Origin of the sequence: Neorhizobium sp. CSC1952, from assembly GCF_030378245.1 — a bacterium.
GTDB classification, from domain to species: Bacteria; Pseudomonadota; Alphaproteobacteria; order Rhizobiales; family Rhizobiaceae; genus Neorhizobium; species Neorhizobium oryzae_A.
The window spans coordinates 3900737-3917892 of sequence record NZ_CP128416.1 but is presented as its reverse complement, the minus strand read 5'-3'; the positions used below and the strand labels follow the sequence as shown (position 1 = coordinate 3917892).

Below are 17156 nucleotides of genomic sequence, written 5' to 3'. Positions count from 1 at the left end.
CGCAGTTCACAAGAAGAAAGGCCGCGAAAGCATTGCTTCCGCGGCTTTTTTTACTTCGAGAATTGAACTATTCCGTCGTCGCGCCCTGAAACGGCTTCACTTCGCGGCCGGGCATGAAGATGCCGAGTCGCTTGATCTCCCATTCGAGCTTGATGCCGGCGTGTTCGAAGACCCGCTGGCGGACCGTCTCGCCGAGATATTCCAGGTCGTAGCCGGTCGCATGGCCGATATTGATCATGAAGTTGCAGTGGAGCGACGACATCTGCGCGCCGCCGCTCATCAGGCCGCGGCCGCCCGCCTCGTCGATCAGCTTCCAGGCCGAATGGCCTTCGGGATTCTTGAAGGTCGAGCCGCCGGTCTTTTCCTTGATCGGTTGCACGGTCTCGCGATGCTGGCGGACCGCATCCATCTCGGCGCGGATCTTGGCGCGATCCTCGGGGTAGCCTTCGAAGACGGCATGCGTGAAGATCAGGTCCGCCGGGGCGGCCGAATGGCGGTAGCTGTAGCCCATCTCCGCCTTCGAGAACACGTGCTTGTTGCCCTTGCGGTCGACGGCATGAACCTCGGCGACCCGGTCGGCCGTCTCGGTGCCGTTGGCTCCGGCATTCATGCGAAGCGCGCCGCCGATCGAGCCCGGAATGCCGTAATAGAAGGCGAAACCGCCGATCCCGTTGTCCATGGCCATGGCGGCGATATGCTTGTCCGGGCAGATGGCACCGGCCTGGATGCGGTTCTCGCCGACGAGGTCGAGGCCGCCGAACCCCTTGGCCGAGAGGCGCAGTACGACGCCAGGAATGCCGCCGTCACGCACGAGCAGGTTCGAGCCGACGCCGACCACCGTCAGCGGCACCTCCTCCGGCAGGATCTGCAGGAAGGTGACGAGGTCGTCGATGTCGTGGGGCTGGAACATGAGCTCGGCAAGGCCGCCTGCCTGAAACCAAGTGACGCGATCCATCGGCGCGTCCGGCGTGAGGCGCCCGCGCAGTTTTTCGACGCCAACTCCCAACGACGCCAGAAGCTTTTCCCCATTCACCTGTTTCATTTCCTATCGTCCCGATATGCTTTCCAGTTCCTTCGGCAATGCGGCCGCCCACTGCGTAATATTGCCAGCCCCCAGAAGAACCACGAAATCACCCGGTTTAGCAATGCCCGACACAATCGAAGCGAGTTCCGTGGGCGACGCCATGTACCGCGCGTCGCGATGGCCGCCGGAGCGGATGCGGGCCACCAGCGCCTCGGAATTGACGCCTTCAATCGGCTCTTCGCCCGCCGCATAGACCGGTGCGAGGATGATGCTGTCGGCATCGTTGAAGCAATTGGCGAAATCCTCGAACAGGCTCGAAAGACGGGTATAGCGGTGCGGCTGGTGCACGGCGATGATGCGGCCCTGGCATGCCTCGCGCGCTGCCTTCAGCACCGCCTTGATCTCCACCGGATGGTGGCCGTAGTCGTCGAAGACGGACACGCCGTTCCAGGTGCCGGTGAGCGTGAAGCGGCGTTTGACGCCGCCGAAGGCAGCCAGCCCCTTGCGGATGTCCTTCTCCGAAATGCCGAGCCGGTTGGCGACGGCGATCGCGGCGGTGGCGTTCGAGATATTGTGGCGGCCGGGCATCGGCAGCGTCAGATCCTTGAAACTGAAGACCCGTCCGGTCCGGCGGCGACGGATTTCCACATCGAAGACGGACTTGGTGCCTTCCATGCGGACGTTGAAGAAGCGGGCGTCGGCCTGCGGGTTCTCGCCATAGGTGACGATCTTGCGGTCCTCGATGCGGCCGACGAGGGCCTGCACTTCCGGATGATCGAGGCAGAGCACGCCGAAGCCGTAGAAGGGCACGTTCTCGACGAACTGCCGGAAGGCCGCCCGCACCGCGTCGAAATTGCCGTAGTGATCGAGATGTTCCGGATCGATATTGGTGACGACCGCGACATCGGCGGGAAGCTTGAGGAAAGTGCCGTCCGATTCGTCGGCCTCCACCACCATCCATTCGCCCTCGCCCATGCGGGCATTGGTGCCGTAGGCGTTGATGATGCCGCCATTGATGACGGTCGGATCGAGCCCGCCGGCTTCCAGAAGGGTGGCGACCATCGAGGTGGTCGTCGTCTTGCCGTGCGTGCCGCCGATCGCGATCGCATTGCGGAAGCGCATCAGTTCGGCGAGCATCTCGGCGCGGCGGACGATCGGCAGCGACCTTTCGCGCGCGGCGACGAGCTCCGGATTGTTCTTCTTGATGGCGGTCGACACGACGACGACTTCCGCATCGCCCAGATTTTCCGGCTGGTGGCCGACGAAGACCGGGATGCCCTTGTCGCGCAGGCGCTGGACGTTGGCGCCATCGGCCTGATCCGAGCCCTGCACCTTGTGGCCGAGATTGTGGAGCACCTCGGCGATGCCGCTCATGCCGATCCCGCCGATGCCGATGAAATGAACGAGCCCGATGGCCTTCGGCATCTTCATGCCCGCACTCCCCTGTCCTGCAACATCGTATCTGCCGATGTCTTGAATTCCGTAACCGATCTGCGCTCGGCAATAGCGACGACCATGTCCGCAAGCAAGCTTGCAGCGTTCGGATGCCCTGCCGTTTTCGCCGCCGCGGCCATTTTCTCCAGCCGGTCCGGCTCCTTCATCGCCGCCGAAATGAGGGAAGCAAGCTTCTCGGGGGAAAGCTCCGATTGCGGCACGACCTGCGCACCGCCCGTCGCGACGAGCGCCGCCGCGTTGGCCGCCTGATCGTGATCCAGAGCATGCGGGTAAGGCACGAGAATGGCCGGGCGGCCGATCACCGCGATTTCCGAAACGGTCGAGGCGCCGGAGCGGCAGACGACGAGATGTGCCGTCGCAAGCCGTTCCGCCATGTCCGAGAAGAACGAGGAGATATCGGCCGGCGCCCCGAGTTTCGCAAAGCAGGAGGTGACGCGATCCTTGTCCTCGGGACGCGCCTGCTGGGTGACGGCGAGGCGGTCGCGCTCGGCCTTGTCGAGCAGGCTCAACGCCGTCGGTACGGCGGAGGAAAAGAACTGCGCGCCCTGGCTGCCGCCGAAGACCACGAGGCGGAACGGATCACTGCCGCGGGAGGCGACGTAGGGAATGTTCGAAGCGGCGAGCACTGCGGGACGCACCGGGTTGCCGGTCGTGACCGTCTTGTCCGCATAGGGGCCGTCGCTCTCGGGCAGGAAGCCGCCTGCGATCGCCTGGACCTTGGCCGCCAGGGCTTTGTTGGCGCGACCCATCACGGCATTCTGCTCGTGGATCATCGACGGCACGCCCATCGAGGTCGCAGCCATCAGCGGCGGCACGGTGGGATAGCCGCCGAAACCGACGACGGCGAGCGGCTTCAGCCTGCCGATCAGCCGGCGCGCCGCTCTGAGCCCGGTCCAGAGCTTCCAGCCGGTGCGGATGACAGCAACCGGGTTCTTGGAACCCAGGGTCGCGGAGGGCACCACATGGATTTCCTCGGCCGGAAACGTGCCTGCGAACCGTTCCGCCCGGCTGTCGGTGACGAGATGGACGGAATAACCGCGCTCGCGGAGCTCGTAGCCAAGCGCCTCGGCCGGAAACACATGGCCGCCGGTTCCTCCTGCGGCAAGCAGGATGATGCCTTTGGTCATCGAGACGCCTCCACCCTACACCCCCCTCGTCCTTCGGACCTTCGTGACATCTCCCCCTCAAGGGGGGAGATCAAAGGGAGGATGCCGCACTGGCCATTTGCCGATCTCCCCCCTGGAGGGGGAGATGCCCGGCAGGGCAGAGGGGGGTTAACTTGAATCATCTTTATCACTCCGCCGGCACGCCCGAGGCGACCCGGAACAGGCTTCTCTCCTGCGCCCGCTTCTCGGGACGGTGGCGCGTCAGCGCCAGAACGAAGCCGGCCGTGACGCAGATCGCGATCATCGACGAGCCGCCATAGGAGATCAAAGGCAGCGTCATCCCCTTGGCCGGCATCAGTTCGAGGTTGACGCCGATATTGATCAGCGACTGCATGCCGATCTGCAGCACCAGGCCCGCGACCGCAAAACGGTTGAAGTCGTTGCGCTCCTTGAAAGCGTGGTTGAGGCCGCGCAGCACGACGAAGGCGAAGATCGCCACCAGCGCCATGCAGAAGATAATGCCGAATTCCTCCGCGGCAACGGAGAAGATGAAGTCCGTATGGCTGTCCGGCAGGATGCGCTTGACGATGCCTTCGCCCGGTCCCTGGCCGAACCAGCCGCCCTGGAGAATGGCCTCATGGGCAGTCTCGATCTGGAAGCGGTCCCCCTCGCCGGTCAGGAACTTGTCGAAACGCGCCGTCACGTGCGGCAGCATGTAATAGGCCGCGACGATGCCGCCGGCGCCTACCCCGCCGAGCAGGAAAATCCAGAGCCACGGCATGCCGGCCATGAAGAACATGCCGCCCCAGACGACGCTGGTCAGAATGGTCTGGCCGAAGTCCGGCTGGGCGACGAGCAGCGCCGCAACGATGCCGAACAGGATGATGGCGAAGAGGTTGCCCGGAATTTCCGGCTGGCGCGCGTGTTCGGCAAACAGCCAAGCGCAGACCACGACGAAGGCCGGCTTCATGAATTCCGATGGCTGGATGGAGAAGCTGCCGATGCCGAGCCAGCGGCGCGAACCCTTGACTTCGACACCGAAGAACAGCGCCAGCACCATCATCGCCACGGATATGACCAGCAGCACGATCGCGGTGCGGCGCACCTGCCTCGGCGTCAGGAAGGACAGTCCGATCATCACCGCCAGCGACGGCAGCAGGAAAATCGCGTGGCGTTCGACGAAATGGAAGCTGTCGAGACCGATGCGCTCGGCCACCGCCGGCGAAGCGGCGAAGGAAAGCATGAAGCCGAGGCCCATGAGGAGCACGAAGGCAGCGAGGAAGAAACGGTCGATCGTCCAGAACCAGTCTGCGAGCGGCCCACGATCTGCGCGGCTTACCATCTGTCAGCTTCCCCTTCCGTCCCGATCAACCAAGGTCGATCAACATCGTAACGCCGTCGAGTGCTGCGACATGGCCGACGAAGGCATCGCCGCGGACCTCGAAATTCTTGAACTGATCGAAGCTGGCGCAGGCGGGCGACAACATCACCGCGGACGGCGTGGCGTCGGCGCTCGCGTCTTCGGCGGCGTGGGCGACGGCCCTTTCCAGCGTGCCCGATATTTCATAAGGCACCGCCTCTCCGAGGGTCGCCGCGAAGGCCGGCGCCGCCTCTCCGATCAGGTAGGCTTTGACAATACGCCCGAAAAGTGGAGCAAGGCTTACGATCCCGCCCTCTTTCGGCAGACCGCCCGCGATCCAGTAGATGCGGTCGTAGCTGGAAAGCGCCGGAGCGGCCGCATCCGCATTGGTGGCCTTCGAATCGTTGACGAAGACGACCTGGCCGCCGCCCTGGTTCGTCAACCGGCCGACCGGCTGCATGCGATGCTTGAGGCCGGGGAAGGATTTGAGGCCCGCACGGATGTCCTCCGCCGACACGCCGACGGCGAGGCATGCGGCGATCGCCGCAGCGGCGTTCTGGGCGTTGTGGCTGCCTTTCAGCGTCTGGATGCCGCCGAGATCGACGAGCGTCGACGACGCTCCGCCATGCACTTCGACGATCCGGGTGCCTTCGGCATAAAGGCCATCGGCGACGACGCTGCGCTTGGAAATCCGCCTGACGGCGACGCCGGCACGCTCGACGCGGTCGGCGATCAGGGCGCTGTAGGAATCGTCGACGCCGATCACCGCCGTCCGGCTGCCGGCGACCAGCCGCTCCTTCACGTCGGCATAGTGCTGCATCGTGCCGTGGCGATCGAGATGGTCGGGCGTAAGGTTCAAGAGGATGCCGGCGGTCGGATCGAGCGTCGGCGCAAGATCGATCTGGTAGGACGAGCACTCAACGACGAAGTAGCGCTCCGCCTTCGGCGGATCGAGCGTCAGGATCGCTGTGCCGATATTGCCGCCGAGCTGCGTATCGCGTCCGCTCGATGTCAGGATATGGGCGATCAGTGCCGTGGTGGTCGACTTGCCGTTGGTGCCGGTGATGGCGATGAACGGGCAATCCGGCGCATGCGCGCGCCGCTCGCGGACGAAAAGCTCGACATCGCCGATGATCTCGACACCGGCCGCCCGGGCGAGATCGACGCTCCAATGGGGCTTCGGATGGGTGAGCGGCACGCCGGGTGACAGCACGAAGGCGGCCTGCGCCGGCCAGTCGATGGTGCGCAGGTCGGCGGTCGCGATCCCCTCGCCCGCCGCCTTCGCGACGCTGTCCGGATTGTCGTCCCAGGCGACGACCCTCGCGCCACCGGCGACGAGCGCTTTTGCCGTCGCAAGGCCCGAGCCGCCGAGCCCGAAGAGCGCGACCTGCTTGTCCCGGAATGTGGTGACGGGGATCATCGTGGCGTCACCGCAGCTTGAGTGTTGAAAGGCCGAGCATCGCCAGCCCGACGGCGATGATCCAGAAGCGGATCACCACCTGGCTCTCCGTCCAGCCGAGCTTTTCGAAATGGTGATGGATCGGCGCCATCAGGAAGACGCGCCGGCCGGTCATCTTGAAGAAACCCACCTGGATGATGACCGAGAGCGTCTCCATCACGAAGAGGCCGCCGATGATCGCCATGACGATCTCGTGCTTGGTGGCGACGGCGACGGAGCCGATCAGGCCGCCGAGCGCCAGCGAACCGGTATCGCCCATGAAGATCGCGGCCGGCGGCGCGTTGAACCAGAGAAAACCGAGGCCCGCGCCGATCACCGCGCCCAGGATGACGGCAAGCTCGCCGGTGCCGGGAACGAAATTGATCTGCAGATAGTTCGCGAAAACCGCGTTGCCCGCGAGATAGGCGATCACGCCGAACGACGCGGCTGCGATCATCACCGGCACGATGGCGAGCCCGTCGAGACCGTCGGTCAGGTTCACCGCATTGCCGGCCGCGACGATCACGAAGCCGCCGAACAGCACGAAGAAGATGCCGAGATTGATGAACAGGTCCTTGAAGAACGGAAAGGCGACCGAGGTGCCCAGCGTCGGATTGGTCGAGGAGCCGGTGGCGACCGCCATGCGCATCATGAAGAAGACGGCGATGCCGGCGATCACGAATTCGATGGCGAGGCGGGCCTTGCCGGAAAAGCCCTTGTCCGTCTGCTTCGTGACCTTGAGGTAGTCGTCGTAAAAACCGATTGCACCGAAACCGAGCGTCACCAAAAGCGTGGCGACGACGTAGATGTTGGAAAGGTCGGCCCAGAGAAGCGAGCCGCCGACGATGCCGGCGAGGATCATCAGGCCGCCCATGGTCGGCGTGCCGGCCTTCTTGAAATGGGTCTGTGGCCCGTCGGCGCGGATCGGCTGACCCTTGCCCTGACGGACGCGAAGCGAGTCGATGATCATGGGACCGAAGAGGAAGACGATCAGGGCCGAGGTGAAGAGGGCGGCACCGGTCCGGAAGGTGATGTATCGGAACAGATTGAAAAATTGAAGTTTATCCGCCAGTTCCACAAGCCAGATCAGCATTCAGGGCCCTTTCTCAAGCCGCGTCTTATCAAGATTGGCGCCCCGTGTCGGAAAACGCCGGATAGTTGTCAAGAAGTGCGGCGACGATCTTGCCGAAGCCGAGCCCGAGCGACGACTTCACCATCACCACGTCGCCGGGAATGACCGAGCGCACGACGAAATCGGCAAGCTCCGAGGTCTTCTCGCGGTATTCCACCTGGACGCTGTCCGGCAGCGCGTCGCGCAGCGCCGCCATCTCCGGACCGGCAAGCCAGACATGTTCGATGCCGGCGGCGAGCAGCGGGCCTGCCAGTTCCTCGTGCACCCTGCCGGAGAATTCGCCCATCTCGAGCATGTCGCCGAGCACGGCGATTCGCCGGCCGGTCAGTTCGGGCGTCGCGGACGCAAGCAGCGCGATCGCCGCGCGCATGGAAGCCGGATTGGCATTGTAGCTTTCGTCGATCAAGGTCAGGTGGCCTTCGCTGATACCGAGCAGGTGGCGCTCGCCCCTGCCCTTCACCGGCTTCAGCGCGGCAAGCGCCTCCATCGCCCTCGCCATGTCCGCCCCGACGAGCAGGCAGGCGCCGAGCGCCGCCATGGCGTTTTCGGCGATATGCCGGCCGGGCGCGCCGATGTGGATTTCCGACGTCTCGCCGCTCAGCACGGCCCAGACGGTCGAGCTCTCCGCATTGCCCTCGAAATCAGCGAGGCGGAAATCCGCCTTGGCGTGCTGGCCGAAGGTATAGATGCGGGCAATGCCCGCCTCCTGAGCCTTCTGCTCCAGAAAGCCGAATTGCCCGATATCGCGGTTGAGGATCGCCGCACCGCCCGGCTCGACGCCTTCGAAAATCTCGGCCTTGGCGGCGGCGATCTCCTCGAGGTCCTTGAAATGGCCGAGATGGGCGGCGGCGATCGTGGTGATCATCGCCACATGCGGCCGCACCATCTTCACCAGGGGCCGGATCTCGTCCGGATGGTTCATGCCGATCTCGAAGACGCCGAACTCGGCATCCGCCGGCATGCGCGCCAGCGTCAGCGGCACGCCCCAATGATTGTTGAAGGACGCGACGGCCGCATGCACCTTGCCGGAGGGCGCCAGCACGTGCCGCAGCATCTCCTTCGTCGTCGTCTTGCCGACCGAGCCGGTGACGGCGACGATCCGGGCATTGCTCCGCTCGCGCGACGCCACCGCAAGCCGGCCAAGCGCTGCCAGCACATCGTCGACGACGATCATCGGCGCGATCAGACGCCCGAGCGCCGGAAGCTTCGCCTCGCTGACGACGATGAGCGAGGCGCCGTTCGCAACCGCCATGCTGGCGAAGTCGTGGCCGTCGACGCGATCGCCCTTGATGGCGAAGAAGGCCTCGCCTTCCCCGATCGACCGGCTGTCGATGGAAATGCCCGTAATGCCTTCCGGCAGCGTGCCGATCGGCCGGCCGCCTATCACGGCCGTCATATCCTCAGAGGTCCACAGAAAGCTCATGGCTTCAGCTCCTCCAGCGCCTTGCGCACTTCCACATGGTCGGAAAACGGCAGGACCGTGGTGCCGATCGTCTGGCCTTCCTCATGGCCCTTGCCGGCGACGATCAGCGTGTCGCCGGAATGCAGCATCCTGACCGCCTCGCCGATCGCCTGCGCCCGGTCGCCGATTTCGATCGCGCCGGGTGCCGCCGCCATGATCTCAGCGCGGATCACTTCCGGCACCTCGGAACGCGGATTGTCGTCGGTGACGATGACGACATCGGCAAGCCGCGTCGCCACCTCGCCCATGATCGGCCGCTTGCCCTTGTCGCGATCGCCGCCGCAGCCGAAGACAACGATCACGCGCCCCGTCGTGAAGGGGCGGACGGAGGTCAGGACGTTTTCCAGCGCATCCGGCTTGTGGGCATAGTCGACATAGGCAGGCGCGCCGTCCTTCGTCTGGCCGACGAGTTCGAGGCGGCCGGAGGCGCCTGTGAGCCTTTCGAGCGCGGCCATCGCGACCGAAGCCGGCACGCCGGTCGACATGGCAAGGCCGGCCGCGACGAGAGCGTTGGCCACCTGGAAATCGCCGGCGAGCGGAATGTCGACCTCGAATATCTCGTCGCCGAAATGCACCTCGGCCATCTGCCGGTGGCGGAAATGCTCGACGCGCTTGAGAGAAAGATAATCGCCGCGCCGCCCGACGGTGCGCACATCGAGAGCCGCCGCGGTCGCCGCACGGATCGCCTCGTCGGACCAGGCATCGTCGGCGAAGATCACGGCCGGCGCGCTCTTCGGCAGCAGCGTATCGAAAAGCCGCATCTTGGCGGCCATGTAGCTCTCGACCGTCGGATGGTAGTCCATATGGTCGCGGCCGAGATTGGTGAAACCGGCGGCCGACAGCCGCACGCCGTCGAGCCGGCTCTGGTCGAGACCGTGGCTTGAGGCTTCCATCGCCGCATGGGTGACGCCTTCCGCGGCCAGTTCCGCAAGAAGTTTCTGAAGCTCCACCGGATCGGGCGTCGTCAGCGAGCCGTAATCGTTGCGGGTCGGCGAAACGACGCCGGTGGTGCCGATCTGCGCCGCGGCATGACCGGCATGCGCCCATATCTGGCGGGTGAAGGAGGCGACGGAGGTCTTGCCCGCCGTTCCCGTCACCGCAACCATGGTTTCCGGCTGGGCGCCGTAGAACCGGGCGGCGGCGAGCGCGAGAAGCCGGCGCGGATTGGAAACCGCGAGAACCGGAATGCCGGTTTCGGCAGAATGGGCGGCGATAGCCGCGACCGCACCGCGCGCGGCGGCATCGCCGATATAGGCCGAGCCGTCGGCCTTCGAGCCTGCAAGCGCGGCAAACAGCATGCCGGGCTTCACCTTGCGGCTGTCGGAGGAGAGGCCTGTCACATCGAGATCGCCCGCCGGCCCCGCCATCAGCTCGGCTATTTCCGGAAAGTCCTGACCGGCAAGGTCTCGCAATTTCATCGACTGATTGTCCATTCTGAGCGTCGTCCCGTCGTCCCCACGAATCGTCCGCTCAAGTTGTTATCGCTCAATAAGACACGAGCAGGGCAGAGCCGTCATTGCCGAATTTCGGCTTTACACCGAGAATAGGCGCTGCGCGGCTGATGATTTCCTTCACCATCGGCGCGGCGGAGGTGGCCGCGAGCGCCGCGCCGTTGCCCTTGTCGGTCTTCGGCTCATCCGAGAACGTCAGGACGACATATTGCGGATTGTCCATCGGAAAGGCCGCCAGGAACGCGTTGAAGTTCTTGTCGTGCGCGTAGCGCCCGTTGACCACCTTGTCGGCCGTGCCCGTCTTGCCGCCGACATCGAAACCGGCAACGCGCGCATTCCTGCCGGACCCGTTGATGCCGTTCCAGTCGAACAGGAAGCGCATGTCCTTGCTGGTCGAAGGCTTGAGCACCTGGGCCGCCACCTTGTCGGCCTCTTCACGCGTGCGCGGCAGGAAAGTCGGCTCGATCAGCTTGCCGCCGTTGACGAGGGCCGCACCCGCGACCGCGGTCTGCAGCGGCGTCGTCGAGACGCCATGGCCGAAGGAGATGGTGATCGAGTTGATCTTCTTCCACTCGCGGGGCTGGCTCGGCTGCGCCACTTCCGGAAGCTCGGTCTGCATCTTCGTCAGGAGACCGAGCTTGGTGAGGAAATCCTTGTGGCCTTCGATACCGACGGTATCGGCGATCTTCGCGGTGCCGATATTGGAGGAATACTGGAAGATTTCGGGAACGCTGAGCACGCGTCCCTTGCCGTGGAAATCCTTGATGGTGAAGCCGCCGATGCGGATCGGGTAACGCGCGTCGAACGTGCTCTGCAGGTTCATCTTGCCGGAATCGAGCCCCATGGCGATGGTGAAGGACTTGAAGGTCGAGCCCATTTCGAACGTGCCGTTCGACATGCGGTTGAACCACCCCTCCTCGCCGCCGGCGACCGGATTGTTGGGATCGAAATCCGGTGCGGACGCCATGCCCAGTATCTCGCCGGTGTGGACGTCGAGCACGACGGCGCCGGCTCCGATGGAGCGATACTTGATCATCGATTCGGCCACCACGTCGCGGACAATCGACTGGACGCGCAGATCGATCGACAGCTTGACCGGCTCCAGCGGCTGGCTCGACGTCATGCCGACGGCCGCGAGGTCCGCAAGACCCTGGCTGTCGACGTAACGCTCCATGCCGGCGACGCCGCGATTGTCGATATTGACGTAGCCGACGACATGCGCCGCGGTCGGACCGCCCGGATAGAAACGGCGCTTTTCAGGCCGGAAACCGATGCCCGGAATGCCGAGCGCGAGAATCTGGCTCTGCTGCTTCGGCGTGAGCTGGCGGCGCAGCCACTGGAAACGGGAGTTGGACTTGAGCTTCGAATAGGTCGATCTCACGTCGAGATCGTGAAGCACGGTCGAGAGCTTCTCGATGACTTCGTCCGCGTCGACGATCTTGTGCGGCTCCGCGAAGAGCGAAACCGTGCTGATATCGGTCGCCAGCAATTCCCCGTTGCGGTCGACGAGATCGGGCCGCGAAGCCATCAGCCGGTCGGCCGGCAGGATGCTCGACGTCGTCAGCGGCTGCGCCACGCCGTATTGCACGAGGCGGCCGCCGATGACGCAGTAGAAGATGGCGAAACCGGCGATCAGCAGACCGACGCGGTTCCTGGCCTGCGCCGACTTGCGCTTGCGGGTGCCTTCGAAAGACGCCGCTTCCGAGACGCGGCCGCGGCTGCCGGAGGAGAAATGCGCCCGGCTCTTCAAGACCATGATGCGGGACAGAAAAGACATCAGCGGTTCACCGATCCTGTGGAGATAGCTTCAATGGAACCGCGCGGCAGCGGGACCGGGATTTTGGGGGCGGGCTTCGCCTTGGCGGCGGCAACGCCCTTCAGAGCCGCCGCAACCTCGCTGTCCTTGCCGGCGATGATATCCTCGATCGTCGTCTCCGGCTGCGGCAGCGCCGACCTCATCATCGGCAGTTCCTTCGGCATGGCGAGCTGGGTGGGCTCGGTCGGCGCGAGAGACAGTTCGGAATTGTAGACATTGACGAGCCGGTGCAGGCGGTTCGGCTGGGTCAACAGGGCCCAGTCCGCCCTCAGGAGCTCGATCGTGTCCTTTTCCAGCTTGATTTCCGACTCCAGCCGCCGGACTTCCGCGAGCTTCTCGTCGGCGCGATGCTTGATCGTGTAGGTGACGACGGCGGCTGCCGTCATGATGCCGATCAGGACGAGATCGAAGCTTCTGAGCATTCCTTACGCTCCCATCTTTGCGAGGCTGGCGAGGTCGGGCAGATCGAAAATGGACATGTCGGCGGCCCGCGGCGGTGCGGCGGTGCGGATGCCTGCCCGCAGCTTCGCGGAACGGGCGCGCGGATTGGCTTCCGCCTCCTCGTCGCTCGCCGCGATCATCGGCTTGCCGAGCGCCTCGAAGATCACGGGCTTGGCCTCGACCATCGGCAGGTGGCGAGAACCGGAAACCTTGCCGGAGCGATCGGCGAAGAACTGCTTGACGATCCGGTCTTCGAGCGAATGGAAGGTGACGACGACCAGCCGTCCGCCGGGCTTCAGAACCCGTTCGGCCGCAAACAGCGCCTCGGCGAGTTCGCCGAGCTCGTCGTTGACGAAGATGCGCAACGCCTGGAAGACGCGCGTCGCCGGATGGATCTTGTCCTTGGCCTTGCGGGGATTGACCGTCTCGATGAGGTTCGCGAGGTCCCGCGTGGTGGCGAAAGGCTGGGAGGCGCGGCGCTTCTCGATGGCGCGGGCGATGCGGCCCGCCTGCTTTTCCTCTCCGAGGAACCCGAAGATACGGGTGAGATCGCTCGCCTTGGCGCGATTGACGACATCGGCGGCCGAAACGCCGTCCTTCGACATGCGCATGTCGAGCGGTCCGTTCTTCTGGAAGGAGAAGCCCCGCTCCGCCTCGTCGATTTGCATGGAGGAAACGCCGATATCGAATACGACGCCGTCGAGCCCGCCCTCAGGCGCATGGTCGGCAAGCCGCGAGAACTGCGAATGGATGAGTTTGAGCCGCCCCGAGGAAGCATCGGCCAGAGCCCGGCCAGCCGCGATCGCCGTCGGATCGCGATCGAGCGCGATCACGTCGGCGCCGGCAGCAAGAAGAGCGGACGTATAGCCGCCCGCACCGAACGTGCCGTCGAGGATGAGCCTGCCGGGCCGGGGTTCCAGCGCCCGGACGACCTCTTCGAGGAGAACCGGGATGTGGCGAACCGGTCCGCCTTCGGGCTCGGTTGTTCCGTCGCCTGGATTCGCCACCATCCCTCTCCTCTGTTTCATGAAGGGCGCAAACCCGAACGCCCCTCTCTCGCCGCCGCCTGCGCCTCGTGAAACGCCTGCGGCTGCCACAACTGAAAATGATCCGAGCGCCCGACGAAGGTCACTTCCGAGCCGATTCCCGTGAAGTCGCGAATGAAATCCGTGACCATCAGCCGGCCCTCCGCATCGAGCCTCATGAAGACGCCGCCGCCATGCACGAGCAGCGACATCCGGTTCGCCTCCGGCGAAAAAGGATCCACGGAAGCGATCTGCCGCTCGTAGCGATCGAGCAGATCCGGCCCTCCGACGCTGATCGCCGGATAGATGAAATCCTGGAGACAGTATAGCTCCTGGATTCCCCGCTCCGAAAGAACCGAACGGAAGCTCGCCGGCACGGAAACCCGTCCCTTCGCATCGATCCTGTTCGTCGCATTCGACAGGAAGCGGCTCATCACGCCAAACATCCGCCCCGTTGCAGTTCAAGACGAGACCCAGCCCGCCTACGCACGCCGCACCGAATACGGCTTCGCCTTCCGGATGGACGAAAACCCACCCGGCCCTGCGACCGATACTCGGGGATTGGAGGGCGCTTATTCGCCCTTGTGCAGTGCAGTTTTGGGATACCATGGGACCATATGGGCGTCAATGGGAGAAGCCCCGCCTGCCGCTCCCAAACCGGATTTATTTATAAGCCGTTAAGTTTAACAAAGGGTTATTGGCGCAAGCGGAGAAACCGGCTCCGCAGACCGCCGCAAGTGAATCGCGCGGGCCTCTCAAGACGCTGCAATAAAAGGAATTTCAGGACTAAGGCAAGGAAGGAGCGACCGGAAACGGCGCCCCGAAATGCGCCATTCGCGCAGCCGGAGAGATTTAGGCCTAGCCCCTCCCTGGGGCCGATATAGAGAAACGCCAGTTGGCCTGTAAGCCGGGTTCTGTATGGCTCCGGTGCAGGCACCGGAACGTGGCAGCCATTCATCTGGGACGATGCTTGCGCATCGCCTCACGCAACCCACCCGGATGACTGGCCCGGAAACCGGCTGTAGCCCGCGCTTTCGCTTGGGCCCGCGTCATCCCTATTCGGTCTTGCTCCCGGTGGGGTTTACCCTGCCGCCCCTGTTGCCAGCGGCGCGGTGGGCTCTTACCCCACCCTTTCACCCTTACCCCGCCATTTCAGCCGCTTGAGGTTTCCAAGCGGTAGAAAAAGCGGGGCGGTTTCCTTTCTGTGGCACTTTCCCTGGGGTCGCCCCCGCCGGATGTTATCCGGCACCGTGTTTCCGTGGAGCCCGGACTTTCCTCACCTCACCGCCTTTCGGCACTGGTGAAGCGCGGCTGCCCGGCCAACTGGCATGCGGTCCATAACCGACATGGGCGTTGAAGGCCAGAGTCTACAGGTAATTTGCCGAAAAATCCGCAGAATAGGCGTCGTCCACGATCCGGCCGTGGAAAATCAGTTCCGCACCCAGCCTGCCGATCTCGTCGGAACTCTTGGCCGCCGCGCCGCAGCCGCCGCTCAAGACGCCGATACGGTCCGCCTCGGTCATGGCGATCGCCGGGTAGCCTGTCGGCGTGAACGAGGTGACGCAGGCCGCCATGGACGAACGGGAAAGATCGAGCGTCGGCATCAACCGGGTCATAATCTCGGTGAGCCGCCGTTTCGTGCTTTCGCGCCCGCCGGAACGGAACGACGCACGCACCTCCGGCTCCGTCGGCAGCAGCAGATCGTCCGGATCCCCGCCGATCTTGAGATAGACCCTGCCGTCGGGGTAGCGCACGGGCGGCAGAAGGTAGATGCCGTCCTCGCCTTCACGCCACTTCCAGATCAGCGACGGCACCCTGCCCCAGACATCCATCGCAGCCTCGTCCACCTCGAAGAAGGCCACGGTGCGGGCATAAACCTTGAGATCAAGACGCCGCGGCAAGAGATTCTCGTTGATGGAAAAACCGCCGGCGGCGACCAGGACCTTCTCGCCCGAATAGATGTTGCCTTCGGCGGTCGTGACCGTGACGGCATCGCCTTCCTGGCGCACGGAAGAAACGGTCTCCGGAATGATCGCCGCGCCTTGCCGCCGGGCAAGCTGCGCCTGCGCCTTCACCAGCCGGCGCGGGTTGATATGGCCGGCATCCTTCGGCTCCCACACCCCCTCGCTGCCGTCAGGGAAGGAGAAGAAGGGAAACCGGTCTGTCAGGTCGGCGTCCGCCAGCGTCTCGGTCGCGACCCCGAGCCTGCCCGCCGCATCGAGAACGTTGCCGACATAGGACGGAGCGCCGCCCGTCCGTCTCGGCCCCACCAGCAGGCAGCCGGATTCGGAGTAGAAATCGATGCCGCTTTCGGCGGCGATCTCGCCGTATCGCGCAATGGACCGGTTGGCGAGGCGTGCCCAGACGGGATCGGGATCGATCGTCCTGGTGATGCGCGCCTCGTCGTAATGGCTGGCGAAGACGCCCTCATGCCGCGTGTAATCCGCCGGCTCGCCGGGACCGATCAGCGCCACGCCTTCGGTCCATTTGGAGAGGTGGCGGGCCGCGGCCGCACCCATCATGCCCCTGCCGATAACGATATATCTGAACCGTGCCGTCATGCCTGCCCTCTTGATTCCGTCGGCTCGAAAATGCCCGTTTCCACGAAGCACTTCCAGCCGTTTTCCGGAATCAGGATGCCGCAGGCGAAAGCGACGCGGTCTGCTCCGCGGGCTGTTCGGCGGGACGTTGCGTATCCTTCAGGATCGCCTCCACCCGATTGCAATAGCGCCTGGAGATCGGGTTCATCCGCGTCGCGCCGTGGCCGGCATTGTATCGCAATATGGTGCCGCAGGTCTTGCCGCCGCCCCGTTCGTGGGCGCCTGCCAGATATTTCATCCCGTAGCGGATATTCGTTTCCGGATCGTAGAGACCGTAATCCGGCCCTTCATATCCCATCAGGCGGGCCGTTGCGGGCTTGATCTGCATGAGGCCGATCTCACCGGCCTTGCCTTTCACCGTCGGGCGGAAATTGCTCTCGATCTGGACCACCGCATTGGCGAGCTCGACCGGCACGCCGTATTGATCGGCATATTTCTCGATCAGATCCGCATAATGAACCTGGCGAAGCAGGCGCTTGGCGGCATCCGTGGGTGCGGCAAAACTGGTCTCGCGCGTTTCCCATGGCGTGATCAGTGGTTTGGTATAAGTTCTGACGGTATCGTCCTGAGCGCGCACGCGTTCGGTATTCGCGGCGAGCAAGGCAAGACCCGCCGTGACAGCAACAGCCAATTTTTTCATTGAATAGGAATGTCTCCGGACTAGCAGGTCCGCGGACATTCACACGCAAACATCCTCTCACCGCACCGCCGGATGGACGGCGCGGTGTTCACCGAACCTGATCGTTTATCTCTGCAACCCCCGTCCACACTGGCGGCTGCGTTAACCAAGTTCTTTAGAACGAGATAATAAGGACAGGATGTGGCACGGAAAAATTTTCTGATTTT

14 protein-coding genes and 1 other RNA gene are annotated in these 17156 nt (G+C 64.3%); all 15 read right to left on the bottom strand.

Annotated elements, in window-relative coordinates:
* Window positions 1-67 precede the first annotated feature (67 nt).
* A complete protein-coding gene (gene murB / locus QTA58_RS18970) occupies window positions 68-1042 on the bottom strand; it encodes a UDP-N-acetylmuramate dehydrogenase (protein WP_289670194.1) in 975 nt (324 codons plus the stop codon).
* A 3-nt stretch (window positions 1043-1045) separates the two neighbouring features.
* Window positions 1046-2455, bottom strand: a complete 1410-nt coding sequence (murC, locus tag QTA58_RS18965; protein ID WP_289670192.1) for a UDP-N-acetylmuramate--L-alanine ligase — start codon at window positions 2453-2455, stop codon at window positions 1046-1048.
* Entirely contained in the window at window positions 2452-3606 is a 1155-nt protein-coding gene (gene murG / locus QTA58_RS18960; RefSeq protein ID WP_085424658.1) for an undecaprenyldiphospho-muramoylpentapeptide beta-N-acetylglucosaminyltransferase, read from the bottom strand. The genes murC and murG overlap by 4 nt, the downstream gene beginning before the upstream one ends.
* Before the next feature lie 166 nt (window positions 3607-3772).
* Window positions 3773-4927, bottom strand: a complete 1155-nt coding sequence (gene ftsW / locus QTA58_RS18955; protein ID WP_085424659.1) for a putative lipid II flippase FtsW — start codon at window positions 4925-4927, stop codon at window positions 3773-3775.
* Window positions 4928-4952: 25 nt separating this feature from the next.
* Window positions 4953-6365 (bottom strand): UDP-N-acetylmuramoyl-L-alanine--D-glutamate ligase, encoded by a 1413-nt coding sequence (gene murD, locus QTA58_RS18950; RefSeq protein ID WP_289670190.1) that lies wholly within the window; start codon window positions 6363-6365, stop codon window positions 4953-4955.
* A gap of 7 nt (window positions 6366-6372) precedes the next feature.
* On the bottom strand, window positions 6373-7476 hold the full coding sequence (gene mraY / locus QTA58_RS18945) for a phospho-N-acetylmuramoyl-pentapeptide-transferase (RefSeq protein WP_085424661.1): 1104 nt from the start codon (window positions 7474-7476) through the stop codon (window positions 6373-6375).
* Window positions 7477-7504: 28 nt separating this feature from the next.
* Complete coding sequence (locus tag QTA58_RS18940) at window positions 7505-8938, bottom strand: UDP-N-acetylmuramoylalanyl-D-glutamyl-2,6-diaminopimelate--D-alanyl-D-alanine ligase (RefSeq protein ID WP_289670187.1); 1434 nt, start codon at window positions 8936-8938, stop codon at window positions 7505-7507.
* On the bottom strand, window positions 8935-10395 hold the full coding sequence (locus QTA58_RS18935) for a UDP-N-acetylmuramoyl-L-alanyl-D-glutamate--2,6-diaminopimelate ligase (RefSeq protein ID WP_289670185.1): 1461 nt from the start codon (window positions 10393-10395) through the stop codon (window positions 8935-8937). The genes QTA58_RS18940 and QTA58_RS18935 overlap by 4 nt, the downstream gene beginning before the upstream one ends.
* Window positions 10396-10462: 67 nt before the next feature.
* A complete protein-coding gene (locus QTA58_RS18930; RefSeq protein WP_289670183.1) occupies window positions 10463-12205 on the bottom strand; it encodes a penicillin-binding protein 2 in 1743 nt (580 codons plus the stop codon).
* Window positions 12205-12666: a hypothetical protein gene (locus tag QTA58_RS18925; RefSeq protein WP_085424664.1), complete on the bottom strand. Its 462-nt coding sequence runs from the start codon at window positions 12664-12666 to the stop codon at window positions 12205-12207. Before QTA58_RS18925 ends, QTA58_RS18930 begins: the two co-directional genes overlap by 1 nt.
* 3 nt (window positions 12667-12669) lie before the next feature.
* Entirely contained in the window at window positions 12670-13695 is a 1026-nt protein-coding gene (gene rsmH / locus QTA58_RS18920) for a 16S rRNA (cytosine(1402)-N(4))-methyltransferase RsmH (protein WP_289670180.1), read from the bottom strand.
* A gap of 14 nt (window positions 13696-13709) precedes the next feature.
* Entirely contained in the window at window positions 13710-14144 is a 435-nt protein-coding gene (gene mraZ, locus QTA58_RS18915; RefSeq protein WP_234811347.1) for a division/cell wall cluster transcriptional repressor MraZ, read from the bottom strand.
* A 453-nt stretch (window positions 14145-14597) separates the two neighbouring features.
* Window positions 14598-15037, bottom strand: an RNA gene (rnpB, locus tag QTA58_RS18910) — RNase P RNA component class A.
* A gap of 40 nt (window positions 15038-15077) precedes the next feature.
* Window positions 15078-16271 carry an FAD-dependent oxidoreductase gene (locus QTA58_RS18905; RefSeq protein ID WP_289670178.1) on the bottom strand — a complete coding sequence of 398 codons (1194 nt, stop codon included), beginning with the start codon at window positions 16269-16271 and terminating at the stop codon, window positions 15078-15080.
* Between the two features lie 70 nt (window positions 16272-16341).
* Window positions 16342-16950: a lytic transglycosylase domain-containing protein gene (locus QTA58_RS18900; protein WP_289670176.1), complete on the bottom strand. Its 609-nt coding sequence runs from the start codon at window positions 16948-16950 to the stop codon at window positions 16342-16344.
* Window positions 16951-17156: the final 206 nt, after the last annotated feature.